General features: G+C 73.4%; 6 protein-coding genes. 1 reads left to right on the top strand and 5 read right to left on the bottom strand.

The window, feature by feature from the left end; genetic code table 11:
* Positions 1-49 precede the first annotated feature (49 nt).
* From glgB to ACFRCR_RS10655, 5 genes are all read right to left on the bottom strand, one after another.
* Positions 50-2,344: a 1,4-alpha-glucan branching protein GlgB gene (gene glgB, locus ACFRCR_RS10675; RefSeq protein ID WP_377677398.1), complete on the bottom strand. Its 2,295-nt coding sequence runs from the start codon at positions 2,342-2,344 to the stop codon at positions 50-52.
* Positions 2,345-2,416: 72 nt separating this feature from the next.
* Positions 2,417-5,188 carry a glycoside hydrolase family 2 protein gene (locus tag ACFRCR_RS10670; protein WP_377677396.1) on the bottom strand — a complete coding sequence of 924 codons (2,772 nt, stop codon included), beginning with the start codon at positions 5,186-5,188 and terminating at the stop codon, positions 2,417-2,419.
* Positions 5,189-5,348: 160 nt separating this feature from the next.
* Positions 5,349-6,914, bottom strand: a complete 1,566-nt coding sequence (locus ACFRCR_RS10665) for a phosphotransferase (RefSeq protein ID WP_377677394.1) — start codon at positions 6,912-6,914, stop codon at positions 5,349-5,351.
* 33 nt (positions 6,915-6,947) lie between these two features.
* Entirely contained in the window at positions 6,948-8,747 is a 1,800-nt protein-coding gene (gene treS / locus ACFRCR_RS10660) for a maltose alpha-D-glucosyltransferase (RefSeq protein WP_377677392.1), read from the bottom strand.
* Positions 8,744-10,855, bottom strand: coding sequence for a maltotransferase domain-containing protein (locus ACFRCR_RS10655; protein WP_377677390.1), 2,112 nt, complete (start codon positions 10,853-10,855; stop codon positions 8,744-8,746). Before ACFRCR_RS10655 ends, treS begins: the two co-directional genes overlap by 4 nt.
* Before the next feature lie 168 nt (positions 10,856-11,023).
* Between ACFRCR_RS10655 and glgP the strand changes: the two genes are divergently transcribed.
* The gene (glgP, locus tag ACFRCR_RS10650; protein WP_377677388.1) at positions 11,024-13,609 is read left to right on the top strand and encodes an alpha-glucan family phosphorylase; all 2,586 of its coding nucleotides are present in this window, start codon (positions 11,024-11,026) and stop codon (positions 13,607-13,609) included.
* Positions 13,610-13,668 lie beyond the last annotated feature (59 nt).

Here is a 13,668-nt window from a genome sequence, read left to right as displayed (position 1 = left end):
CGCACGAGGTGACCGGCCGCCGTCGTCGAGCCGCCGCAGGCGCTCGGCGTCAGACCGGCTCCAGGTACAGCGCACCGAGCGGCGGGACGCGCAGCGACACGGAGTGCGCCCGCCCCTTCCACGGGCGCGACTCGGCGTGCACCTCGCCGAGGTTCCCGACCCCGGAGCCGCCGTAGACCTCGGCGTCGGTGTTCAGGACCTCGCGCCACGCGCCGCCCTGGGGCAGCGCGAGCCGGTAGCCCTCGTGCGGGGTGCCCGCGAAGTTCACGACGACCGCGACCTGGTTGCCCGCGGCGTCACGCCGCAGGTACGCGACGACGTTGTGGTCCGCGTCCTCGGCGTCGAGCCACTCGAAGCCCGCAGGGTCGTGGTCGAGCGCCCACAGCGCGGGCGTGCGCCGGTAGAGCTCGTTGAGGTCCCGCACCTGGCGCTGCACGCCCGCCCTGCCCGGGTCGGCGAGGCCGGCCCAGTCGAGGCTCGCCGCCTCGTTCCACTCGGTGTGCTGGGCGATCTCGCAGCCCATGAACAGCAGCTGCTTGCCGGGGTGCGACCACTGGTAGGCCAGGAACGACCGGACCCCCGCGCGCTTCTGCCAGTCGTCGCCCGGCATCTTGCCGTACAGCGACCCCTTGCCGTGCACGACCTCGTCGTGGCTGATGGGCAGGACGAACTGCTCGGAGTACGCGTAGACCATCGAGAACGTGATCTCGTGGTGGTGGTAGCGCCGGTTGATGGGCTCCTCGGCGACGTAGCGCAGCGAGTCGTTCATCCAGCCCATGTTCCACTTGAGGCCGAACCCGAGGCCGCCCGCGTCCGTGGGGCGCGTGACGCCGGGCCAGGCCGTGGACTCCTCGGCGATCATCATGACGCCCGGCGTGCGCCGGTAGGCGGTCGCGTTGGTCTCCTGGAGGAAGGCGATGGCCTCGAGGTTCTCGCGCCCACCGTGGACGTTGGGGTGCCACTGGCCGGGGCCACGTGAGTAGTCGAGGTAGAGCATCGAGGCCACGGCGTCGACGCGCAGGGCGTCGACGTGGAACTCCTCGAACCAGTACGTCGCGTTGGCGACGAGGAAGTTGCGCACCTCGTTGCGGCCGAAGTCGAACACGTAGGTGCCCCAGTCGGGCTGCTCGCCGCGCAGGGGGTCGGGGTGCTCGTAGAGCGGCGTCCCGTCGAAGCGGGCGAGCGCCCACTCGTCCTTGGGGAAGTGGGCCGGGACCCAGTCGAGGATCACGCCGATCCCGGCGCGGTGCAGGGTGTCGACGAGGTACCGGAAGTCGTCGGGGTGCCCGAACCGTGCGGTGGGGGCGTAGTAGCTCGTGACCTGGTAGCCCCACGAGCCGCCGTAGGGGTGCTCGGCGACGGGCATGAGCTCGACGTGCGTGAACCCGGTCTCCAGCACGTAGGCCGTGAGCTGGTCGGCCAGCTCGCGGTAGCTCAGGCCCTGGCGCCACGAGCCCAGGTGCACCTCGTAGACGCTCACGGGACCCGCGTGCGGGTCGCGGGCGGCGCGCTCGGCGAGCCAGGCGTCGTCGGTCCACTCGTGCCCGGACGCGACGACGACGCTCGCGTTGGCGGGCGGCACCTGCGTGCCCTTGGCGAGGGGGTCGGCCTTCTGGAGCCAGGCGCCCCCGGCGGTGAGGATCTCGTACTTGTAGAGCGTCCCGGGCCCGATGCCGGGCACGAACAGCTCCCACACCCCCGTGTCGCCGAGCGACCGCATGGCGTGGGTGCTGCCCTGCCAGTGGTTGAAGTCGCCGATGACCCGTACCGCGCGGGCGTTGGGTGCCCAGACCGCGAACGCCGTGCCGCTCGTGGTCCCGGCCGCTCCGGGCTCGCCGAGGACGCTCGGGTAGACCTTCGGGTTGGCCCCCAGGACGGTCCACAGCTCCTCGTGGCGTCCCTCGCGGATCAGGTGCTGGTCCATCTCCCCGAGGCTCGGCAGGAACCGGTAGGGGTCGTCCTGGAGGGTCGTGGTCTCGCCGTAGCGCGAGCGGACGCGGTAGTCGGGTGCGTGCAGCACGGGTGGGGTCGAGGTGCCGGGCTCGGGCTCGTCGACGGCCGCGGGAACGACCGCGACCCAGATCCCGTCCTGCTCGTGCGTCGCGGCGAACTCGCCGTCCAGGGTCACGATCGCGACCTCGTCCGCGAGGGGACGCAGGACGCGCACCGTGGCGGCGCCCCCGGTCCGCCCGCCCGGGAGGGGCACCGCGGTCAGGTGCGGGCCGAGCACCGCGTGCGGACCGGCGGCCCTGCCCTGGGCGACGGCTGCGAGCGCGACCGGATCGGCCGGCACCACGGGGAGCGGTGGGAGGGAGCTGCTCGGAGGTGTCGATGACCCGGTCATGGCCCAACCTTTCCACGTCGCCGGGGTGCGTGCGTACTCCCCGCGCCGCGCGGGCGCGCGCTCACCCGGCGCTCATCTGCTCGCACCTGGCGTCGACGGTCCCGCCACGAGCTGGTTCGCGGTGCGCAGCACCCGGCGCGCGCCCAGCGCGGGCGCGTCGAGCGGCACGGGTGAGGCCACGGTGAACGTCGCGGACTCGCCGGGCAGGAGCGTGACGAGCTGGTCGTCGACGGTCGCGTCGGGGTGCACCTTGTCGGCGAGCAGGGCGACGTCGCGCACGAGCGTCCGGGCCGTCACGGTGACCTCGTACCGGCGGCCTCCTGCGGGCCCACGGTCCGCGGTGAACTCGCGGATCGAACCCGGCACGGGCGACGGTGCCTCGGCGTCCGAGGCGATCTCCCGCACCTCCACGTCCAGCCCGTCGTCGACCAGGGCGCTGTCGCGCGGTTCCGCGAAGAACCACAGCCCGCGCTCGTCGCCCAGGGTCGCGACGACCAGCTCGTCGCGCGCGCTCGCGGCCGTCGCGACGTCGTCGGGCAGCAGGAGGGTGCGCGTCTCGCGCGGCGCGAGCCCGACGGCGGTGCTCGCCTCCGCGAGGACCGTCCCGTCGTGGCGGACGCGCCGCTGGACGAGCGTCCCGCTCCACGGGTCGGGCGAGTCGTTGACGACGACCACCGCGAGCGCCGAGGGGCCGCCGGGGACGGGTGCGCCGCCGTCGGGTCGGCGGGGCTGGACCGTGACCAGGCGGTCGCGGTACGCGTGGGCGAGCGCGAACAGGGTGGGCTTGGCGCGGCCCGCGCCGTCGACCGCGGCCCACGACGTGACGGGCCAGCAGTCGTTGAGCTGCCACACGATCGCGCCCGCGCAGCGCGGGCTCCACGAGCGCATGTGCTCGATCCCGACCGTCATGGCGTTCGCCTGGTTGAGGGACATGGCCCAGTGCCAGTCGTCCATGTCGTCGGGCAGCGGGAAGTGGGGGAGCAGGCCGTCGGTCAGCTTGTCGTTGCCCTGCGCGGCCTTCTGGTGCACGAGCATCCCGGGGGACTCGGGCGTCAGCGGGTCGTCGGACAGGGCGTCGCGCAGCGTCGCCCACGTGGGCGGGCCCTGCCAGCCGAACTCGGCGACGAAGCGCGCGACGTGGTCGCGGTACACCTCGTAGCCCTTGCGGTTCCAGGCGTCCCAGACGTGCACCGAGCCGTGCGCGTCGAGGTTGGGGTGCAGGTCGGCCGTGCCCGACCACGGGCTGCCCGGCGTGTACGGGCGCCCCGGGTCGAGCTCGGCGAGCAGCGCGGGCAGCAGCTCGGTGTAGTAGCCCAGGCCCCAGGTGCGGCCCTGGAGGCGCGGCTGCCAGTCCCAGTCGTGGAAGCCCCACAGGTTCTCGTTGTTGCCGTTCCACAGCACGAGGCTCGGGTGCGGGGCCAGGCGCACGACGTTGTCGCGCACCTCGGCCTCGACCTCGCTGCGCAGCGGTTCCTCCTCGGCGTACGTCGAGCACGCGAAGAGGAAGTCCTGCCACGTGAGGATGCCGCGCTCGTCGCACAGGTCGTAGAAGTCGTCGGCCTCGAAGATCCCGCCGCCCCAGACCCGCAGGAGGTTGACGTTCGCCTGCTCGGCCTGGGCGATGCGCGCGGCGTACCGCTCGCGCGTCACGCGGTGGGGGAACGCGTCGTCGGGGATCCAGTTGGCGCCGCGCACGAACACGGGCTGGTCGTTGACGACGATCACGAAGGACGTGCCGGGCTCGCCGTCGTGCTCGTCGGGGAGCACGTCGAGGCGCACGGTGCGGAAGCCCACGCGGTGGCGCCGCACGTCGAGCGGCCCGACGGCGGCGCGCGGCTCGCGCTCCTCGGTCTCCTCGGGCGTCGGCTCGGTGGCCCCGGGGTCGGCGAGGAGCTCGACCGTGACCTCGTAGAGCGGCTGCTCGCCGAACCCGCGGGGCCACCAGCGGTGCACGCCCGGGAGGTCGACGTCGACGACCGTGGAGGCCTGCTCGGCCGGGACCCGGGCGGTCGTGACGAGCCCGCCGACGTGGACCGCGACGTCCAGCGGGCCGTCGACGCCGGGGGAGCGTTCGACGTCGACGTGGACCGCGAGGTGGCCGGGGACGGGAGAGCCGGGCGATGCGGGCGACTCGGCCGGGTGCGGCGCGTCGGCGGACGGGCTGGCGAGCGTCGCCACGGGGCGCACGGCCGCGAGCCTCGCGCCCGACCATGCCTCGAGCGCGAGGGGGCGCCAGATGCCCGACGTCGCGGTCTCCAGGCCCCAGTCCCAGCCGAAGCTGCACGCCATCTTGCGGATCGCGTTGAACGGGTGGGGGTTGGTGTGGGGGCGGTAGCCCATGGCCACGTTCTGGGCGGCGGCGTACGCGAGCGGCGAGGAGAAGCGCACGACGAGCTCGTTGGTTCCGGGGCGCAGGTGCTCGTCGACGGGCAGGCGGTAGGTGCGGTGCTGGTTGGCGGTCTCGGCGAGCAGGTGGCCGTTGAGGGTCACGGCCGCGACGGTGTCGAGGCCGTCGGCGACGAGGTCGTGGCGCTCGTGCCCGTCGGGGGCCCACTCGAACGTCGTGCGGTACTCCCAGTCGCAGCGGCCGATCCACGCGAGCACGTGCTCGTTGTCGTCGAGGTAGGGGTCGGGGACGATCCCGGCCGCGAGGAGGTCGGTGTGGACCGTGCCCGGCACGGCCGCGGGCACGGGGGTGTGCACCTGGTCGGCGAGGTGCGCCGGGACGGGTCCGGCGACGGCGCGCACGGTCCAGCCCGCGTGCAGCTCGCGGCGGGTCAGGCCCCGCGCGGCGGCGGTGGCGGCGCCCGGGGTCTGGTCGAGCGGAGATGTCAGCGCTGTCATCGTCGAGCGCGCAAGGTCTGCAGAGGCCGGGGCCGAGGTCACGGGGAAGCTCCAGAGAGGTGAGGGGTCGTCGTCGAACCGCGGCACCATCATGCCTGGTGACGACCGGTCTCCGGCGCAGCCGGCGGCCCGGCACGTCGCGCGACGGACGGCCGCGCGGCTACCGCCCGCCCAGCAGCCGGTCCACCGCGGTGAGCGGGATCGGCTCCCACGCCGGGCGGTTGCGCGACTCGTACACGACCTCGTACAGCGCCTTGTCCAGGACCAGGGCGCGCAGCAGCGCCTCGGTCGTGGAGACCGAGAGCCCCGCGGTCCCGTCGTCCTCGCCGATCTCGCGCCGGTACGCCTCGACGAACGCCGTGCGTGCGGTCGTCGTCCACCGGGGCGAGCGTGCGCCGCCGACGGCCGCCGCGTAGTCGAGCGAGCGCACGATCCCCGCGACGTCGCGCAGCGGCAGGTCCGGGCGGGTGCGCTCGGCCACGGGCCGCAGCGGCTCGCCCTCGAAGTCGAGGATCTTCCAGCCGTCGCCGAGCGCGTGCAGGGCCTGCCCCAGGTGCATGTCGCCGTGGATCGCCTGGAGCACGGGAGGTGCTGCCTCCTCGCGGGCCAGGCGCTCGGCCACGCCGTCGAGGAACACCTCGACCTGCGCGGCGCGTCGCCCGAGCGGGGCGGACGAGGCACAGGCCTCGCGTGCCCGACGGCGCAGGTCGCCCAGCAGCCAGCCGGCCTCGAGCGGTGGACCCGTGGGCAGGGCCTCGCGCAGCGCCCGGTGCATGCTCGCGAGCGTCCGGCCGAGGTCGGCCGCGAGGTCCGCGAACGACGAGTCCTGGGACGCGTAGGCGCACGCGAGCTCGAACCCGTCGCGCGCGTCCGTGACGAGCTCGCTCAGGACCGCGAGGTGCGCAGTCCTCGCGGGCCCCAGGGCGAGGGCGTCCGCCGGCACGTCGAGCGGTTCCCACGTCGCCTCGACCCAGCCGAGCGGGCGCGGGACGCCCGTCCATCCGACGCGGGCCAGCGCGTCGGGGACCACGACGTCCGGGTTCGGGCCGATCGCGATCGTCCGCAGGATCTTGAGGATCGACCCGCCCGCGACACCGGGGAGGATCACCGAGGAGTTCGACTGCTCGCCGCCGACCATGCGGGCTCCCGTCAGGTCGACCGGCCGGTGCCCGGTGGCGTCGTGCCTGTCGGGGTCGCTCGGGCTCGCGTCGTCCGCCTGCTCGAGCGCGCCGAGGAGGGCCACCCACAGATCGGGGTGCGTGGCGCCGTCGTGCACCGCGAGCGGGGCTGCGGAACCCTCGGAGCCGCTCGCCCCGCTCCCGCCCCGCGGCCCGTCCGGCCGCCGGGCGGGCTCCGGCACGAAGCCGACCAGGCCCGGGAGAGGCGCGCCGGCCGTGCCCGCAGCACCTGACCCGCGGACGTCAGCAGGCCGCGGGTCCGGGGACAGCCCGCCCGCGGGCGTCAGGACCAGCGGGACCTGGATCACCAGGTCCACCCCGTCGCCCACGATGCGCAGCAGGTGCAGCGTGCAGCGCTCGGTGAGCGCGAAGCTCATCCACGGCACGTGCCGCACCGCGAGGCCCTTGACGGGGTACCAGCGCTGCGCGGGCAGCCACGCGTCGAGAAGCCCGAGCAGCCGGTCGTCGGGGACCGGCACGCGCTGCGCCGACCCGAGCGGTCCTGGGCGCGACACGACGGGGGAGGACGAGACGGTCTTCGGCACCACGTCAGCTCCTTCTGCCGGGCAGGTCAGGGCGTCCTACGACACCGTGAGCCAGTAGAAGTCCCTCGAACCCCATGTCATCACGACGTCGCCGTCCTCGCCCACCGAGGGGAACGCGGCCCCGCCGAACACGTCGGTCAGGGTCGCGCCCGCGTGCTCGGGCAGGTGGATCGTGGCCGTGCGCGCGGTCGCCGACAGGTTCGCGACGCACAGGATCGTCTCGGCCGCGTTGCGGCGCAGGAACGCGAGGACCGACTCGTTGTCCGTGCTCAGCGTCACCTGCTCGCCGTCGCCGAACGCCGGGTGCAGCCTGCGCACCGCGAGCATGCCGTGGACCCAGTGCAGCAGCGACGTCGGCTGCGCGAGCTGGTTCTCCACGTTGACGTACCCGTAGTTGTGCACGAGCGACTGGATGGGCGGCAGGTACAGCTTGCCCGGGTCGGCGGTCGAGAAGCCCGCGTTGCGGTCCGGGGTCCACTGCATGGGCGTGCGGACCGCGTCCCGGTCCGGCAGCCAGATGTTGTCACCCATCCCGATCTCGTCGCCGTAGTACAGGCACGGGCTGCCCGGCAGCGACAGGAGCAGCGCGTGCGCGAGCTCGACCTCCTTGCGCGAGTTGTCGAGCAGCGGCGCCAGGCGGCGGCGGATACCGACGTTCGCGCGCATGCGCGGGTCCTGCGCGTACCACCCGTACATCGACGCGCGCTCCTCGGTCGAGACCATCTCGAGCGTCAGCTCGTCGTGGTTGCGCAGGAACGTGCTCCACTGCGCGCCCGCCGGGATGGGCGGGGTGTCGCGCAGGATGTCGACGATCTGGTTGGCCCGCTGGTCGCGGATCGCGTAGAAGATGCGCGGCATGACGGGGAAGTGGAAGCACATGTGGCACTCCGGCTCCTCCTCGGTGCCGAAGTAGTCCACGACCTCCGCGGGCCACTGGTTCGCCTCCGCGAGGATGATGCGGCCGGGGAACTCGGCGTCGACCATCTGGCGCACGCGGCGCAGGAACCGGTGCGTCTGGGGCAGGTTCTCGCAGTTGGTGCCCTCGGCCTCGAACAGGTACGGGACCGCGTCGAGGCGGAACCCGTCCACGCCCACCTGGAGCCAGAACCGCGTCACGTCGAGCATCGCGTCCGCGACGCGCGGGTTCTCGAAGTTGAGGTCCGGCTGGTGCGAGAAGAACCGGTGCCAGAAGTACTGGCGCCGGACCGGGTCGAACGTCCAGTTGCTCGTCTCGGTGTCCACGAAGATGATGCGCGCGTCCTCGTACCGGGTGTTGTCGTCGCTCCACACGTAGAAGTCGCCGTACGGCCCCTCGGGGTCGGCGCGCGACGCCTGGAACCACGGGTGCTGGTCGCTCGTGTGGTTCATGACCAGGTCGATCACGATCCGGATGCCGCGCGCGTGCGCCTCGGCGATGAGCTCCGTGAAGTCCGCCATCGAGCCGTACTGGCCCGCGATGGCCGTGTAGTCCGCGACGTCGTACCCGCCGTCCCGCAGCGGCGACGGGTAGAACGGGGGAAGCCACAGGGCGTCGATCCCGAGCCACTGGAGGTAGTCGAGGCGCTCGATCAGCCCGCGCAGGTCTCCCGAGCCGTCGCCCGAGGAGTCCGAGAACGCGCGGACCAGGACCTCGTAGAACACGGCCGTCTTGTACCAGGCAGGGTCCGCCGAGAGGCCCGAGCGCTGCGCCGAGGGGGCCGCTGGCTGGCGCCGCGGGGGCAGCGCGCCGACGGGCAGGGGTGCGGTCGTGGGCGCCACCGGGGCGGGCCCCGCCGCGGGGCCCGCGGCGCGTGCGGCCGGACCCGCGGCGCGTGCCGAGAACGGCGAGCTGCTCATGGTGTGCTCACGTGGATGACGTGCGCCACCTGCTCCTGCGGGACCAGCCTGACGTAGACGTCCTCGCCCCAGCCGTACGACGCCCCCGAGAGCAGGTCGTGCGCGACGAACTGCTGCTCGGGTGCCAGCCCCAGGGCGGCGAGGTCGAGGTGGACCATGGACTCCTGCGTGCCCCACGGGTCGAGGTTCACGACCACGACCACGGAGTCGGCCGGCAGGACCGTCCCGTCGGGCGACACCCGCTCGGGCAGGTGCCGCGAGAACGCGAGGACCTGGTCGTTGCTCGTGGGGTGGACCGTGAGGTTGCGCAGCTGGCGCAGCGCCGGGTGCTCGCGGCGCACCTCGTTGAGGCGCGTCAGGAGCGTCGAGATGCCGAGCTCCTCCGCGAGCGCCCAGTCACGCGGCCGGTACTCGTACTTCTCGTTGTCGATCTGCTCCTCGACGCCGGGGCGCGGCACGTTCTCGACGAGCTCGTAGCCCGAGTAGACGCCCCACGTGGGGGAGCCGAGCGCCGCGAGCACCGCGCGCACCGCGAACCCCGCGACACCGCCGTGCTGCAGGTACGGCGGCAGGATGTCGTGCGTCGTGGGCCAGAAGCTCGGGCGCATGTAGGACCCTGCGGGCCCCGAGACCTCGGTCAGGTACTCGGCGAGCTCGGTCTTCTCGTTGCGCCACGTGAAGTACGTGTACGACTGGTGGAACCCGATGCGCGCGAGCGTGTGCATCATCGCGGGCTTGGTGAACGCCTCCGACAGGAAGATCACCTCGGGGTTCGTCGCGCGGACCTCGGCCAGCAGCCACTCCCAGAACGGGAGGGGCTTGGTGTGCGGGTTGTCGACGCGAAACGCCGTGACGCCGCGCGCGATCCACACCCGCACGACGCGCAGCACCTCGGCGTAGATGCCCGCCGGGTCGTTGTCGAAGTTGAGCGGGTAGATGTCCTGGTACTTCTTGGGCGGGTTCTCGGCGTACGCGATCGAGCCGTCGACGCGCGTCGTGAACCACTCGGGGTGCTCGGTGACCCACGGGTGGTCGGGCGAGCACTGGAGCGCGAGGTCGAGCGCGACCTCCATGCCCAGGCGCCGGGCCTCCTTCACGAACGCCTTGAACGTGCGCTCGCTGCCGAGCTCGGGGTGGATCGCGTCGTGCCCGCCGTCCTTCGAGCCGATCGCGTAGGGCGACCCCGGGTCGCCCGGCAGCGCGGTCAGCGAGTTGTTGCGGCCCTTGCGGTGCGTGGTCCCGATGGGGTGCACGGGCGTCAGGTAGACCATGTCGAAGCCCATCGCGGCGATCGCGGGCAGGCGCCTGGCCGCGGTCGTGAACGTCCCGGACCGCCACGTCCCGTCCTTGAGGCGTCGCGCGCCCTCGGAGCGGGGGAACATCTCGTACCAGGCGCCGGCGAGCGCGAGCGGCCGGTCCACCCGCAGGGGATACGTGCCCGACGGCGTCACGTGGTCCCGCAGGGGAGTGCGGCCCAGGGCGTCGCGCACCTCGGGCGACAGGGCTGCCGCGAGCCGGGCCGGGGAGGGGCGCGACGGGTCCGCGAGGGCCGCGGCGCCGTCGTGCAGGGTCTTCGCGTCCGCCGGGCTCAGGCCCTCCAGGGCCGTGATGCGCTCGAAGAGCGCGACGCCCTCGGCGAGCATGAGCTCGACGTCGATGCCCGCCGCGACCTTGATCGCCGCGTCGTGCGCCCACGTGCCGTACGGGTCGGACCACGCCTCGACGCGGAACGACCACGCACCCGTGGCGTCGGGGGAGAGCGTCGCGCGGAACCGGTCGAGGCCGGGGGCCACGTCGACCATGCGCGCCCACGAGTGGTCCGTGCCGTCCGGGGCGACGAGCACCGCGGTCGCCGCGACCGCGTCGTGACCCTCGCGGAAGACCGTGGCCTCGACCGGGACGACCTCACCCACCACGGCCTTCGCGGGCCACCGGCCCCCCTCGACCACGGGGGACACCTCGACGACCGGGATGCGCCCGATCGGGGCCGGCGGGGCGATCGCAGGAGCGAGCGGCGGGACCGTCGCAGCGGCGGAGGACACGATCGAGGGGGCGGCCGGCACGGGCACCGGTGCGGGGGTCACGGGGGTCGCGGAGTTCTCAGGCACGAGCACAAGGTATCGAGCGCGGGCGAGGTGCGGCACCCGCTGGCCGGGTGTGGCGCGCAACCCGCGCCGCACGGCTGCCCGGCCGACGGGTGAAACAGCCCGAGGCCGACGAGAGCACGCGGTAGGCAAAGGGTGTACAGCGGCCCACAGTTGCGTACTGTCGGACCCGTGAGAGCGATCAGACGTTTCACCGTCCGCACCGTCCTGCCCGCCGAGCTGCACGACCTCGACGAGCTGTCCCTCAACCTGCGCTGGTCCTGGCACACGCCCTCGCGTGAGCTCTTCAGCACGATCGACCCGCAGCTGTGGGAGTCCGTGAAGCGCGACCCGGTGGCGCTCCTCGGCGCCCTCGGGCCGGACCGCCTCGCGGCGCTCGCAGCCGACCAGGAGTTCGTCGGCCGCGTCCGCGCGGCGGCAGCGGACCTCCACCGCTACCTCCAGGACCCGATGTGGTACCAGGAGCAGGCCGCGGGGGGCGAGGAGCTCCCGCAGACGATCGCCTACTTCTCCCCGGAGTACGGCATCACCTCGGTCCTGCCCCAGTACTCGGGCGGCCTCGGCATCCTCGCGGGCGACCACCTCAAGAGCGCCTCGGACCTGGGCGTGCCGATCGTCGGCGTCGGCCTGCTCTACGGCGCGGGCTACTTCCGCCAGTCCCTGACACGCGACGGCTGGCAGGTCGAGACCTACCCGCTGCTCGACCCCGACGGCCTGCCGCTGACGATCCTGCGCGAGGACGACGGCACGCCCGCGCGCGTCTCGATCGACCTGCCCGGCGGGCGCGTGCTGCACGCGCACGTGTGGGTCGCGGCGGTCGGACGCGTGCCGCTGCTGCTCCTCGACTCCAACGTCCCGGGCAACGACGAGGCCGCACGCAAGGTCACCGACCGCCTCTACGGCGGCGGCGGCGAGCACCGCCTCCAGCAGGAGCTCCTGCTGGGCGTCGGCGGCGTGCGCGCGCTGCGCCTGTGGTCGCGACTGACCGACGCGCCCGAGCCCGAGGTCTACCACACCAACGAGGGGCACGCCGGGTTCCTCGGCGTCGAGCGCATCCGCGAGCTCGTGACCGGTGCCGGGCTCACGTTCGACGCGGCGCTCGAGGCCGTGCGCGCCGCGACCGTGTTCACGACGCACACGCCGGTCCCCGCGGGCATCGACCGGTTCGGGCGGGACCTGATCGCGCAGTACTTCGGTGGCGACAACCAGATCCCCGGGATCGAGGTCGACCAGGTGCTCGCGCTCGGCGCCGAGGACTACGAGGGCGGCGACCCCACGGTCTTCAACATGGCCGTCATGGGACTGCGCCTGGGCGGCCGCGCCAACGGCGTGTCGCTCCTGCACGGCGAGGTCTCACGCGGCATGTTCAACGGCCTCTGGCCGGGCTTCGACGCGCGCGAGGTGCCCATCACCTCCGTGACGAACGGCGTCCACACGCCCACCTGGGTCGACCCGCGCCTCGCCGCGCTCGAGGCCGAGCGGCTCGGGCTCGACGAGCTCACGGCCGACACGGCGTCGTCGGGGTGGCTCGACCCCGCCGGGGTGAGCGACGAGGAGCTGTGGGGCATGCGCCGCGAGCTGCGCGGCCAGCTCGTCGACGAGGCCCGCAACCGGCTGCGCCGGTCCTGGCGTGAGCGCGGGGCCAGCCCGGCCGAGCTCGGCTGGGTCGACGAGGCGCTCTCGCCCGACGTCCTGACCATCGGGTTCGCGCGCCGCGTGCCGACGTACAAGCGCCTGACGCTCATGCTGCGCGACCCCGAGCGGCTGCGGTCGCTGCTGCTCGACCCCGAGCGGCCCGTCCAGCTCATCGTCGCCGGCAAGTCCCACCCCGCCGACGACCAGGGCAAGCGGCTCATACAGCAGCTCGTCCGGTTCACGGACGAGCACGACGTGCGCGGGCGCATCGTGTTCCTGCCGAACTACGACATCGGCATGGCGCAGTCGCTCTACCCGGGCTGCGACGTGTGGCTCAACAACCCGCTGCGCCCGCTCGAGGCCAGCGGCACGTCGGGCATGAAGTCCGCGCTCAACGGCGGCCTCAACCTGTCGATCCTCGACGGGTGGTGGGACGAGTGGTACGACGGCGAGAACGGTTGGGCCATCCCCACGGCCGACGGAGTCGAGGACAACGACCGCCGCGACGACCTCGAGGCCGCCGCGCTGTACGACCTCATCGAGACCCAGGTGGCGGCGCGGTTCTACGACCGTGACGAGCGGGGCGTGCCGGTCCGCTGGCTCCAGATGGTGCGGCACACGCTCGCGACCCTCGGCCCCAAGGTCCAGGCCACGCGCATGGTCGCGGACTACGTGCACCGCCTGTACGGGCCCGCCGCGGTCGCGGGGCGCACGCTCAACGGACCGGGCTTCGAGCCGGCGCGCGAGCTCGCGGCGTGGAAGCAGCACGTGCGCGGCGACTGGTCGCACGTGCGCGTCGACCACGTCGAGTCGAGCGGGATCCGCGAGGTGCCGCAGGTCGGCGACGTGCTGTCCGTCAAGGCCTACGTGTCCCTCGGCGACCTGCAGCCCGGCGACGTCGAGGTGCAGGTCGTCCACGGCCGTGTGACCGAGGCCGACGTGATCGAGTCGTTCACGGCGGAGCCTCTCGAGCTCGCCGACACGTACGAGGCGGGCCGGGCGGCGTTCGCCGGTTCCGTGCGTCTCGAGGCGTCGGGGCCGTTCGGGTACACCGTGCGGATCGTGCCCAGGCACGAGGGTCTGGCGAGCGTCGCCGAGCTCGGGCTGGTCGCGAACGCCTGACCCGCTGCGGGGCCGAGGTAGACCCGTGTGCGCGGGGTAGACCTCCCGGAGGTCTACCC

The sequence above is a fragment of the Oerskovia sp. NPDC056781 genome (genome assembly GCF_042789955.1).
Taxonomy (GTDB): domain Bacteria; phylum Actinomycetota; class Actinomycetes; order Actinomycetales; family Cellulomonadaceae; genus Oerskovia; species Oerskovia rustica.
This window is presented reverse-complemented; position numbering and strand designations above follow the sequence as displayed.

Bases quoted from the DNA above. Each gene is read 5' to 3' on its own strand.
- glgB (WP_377677398.1), bottom strand. From the start codon at position 2,344: ATGACCGGGTCATCGACACCTCCGAGCAGCTCCCTCCCACCGCTCCCC.
- ACFRCR_RS10670 (WP_377677396.1), bottom strand. From the start codon at position 5,188: ATGACAGCGCTGACATCTCCGCTCGACCAGACCCCGGGCGCCGCCACC.
- treS (WP_377677392.1), bottom strand. From the start codon at position 8,747: ATGAGCAGCTCGCCGTTCTCGGCACGCGCCGCGGGTCCGGCCGCACGC.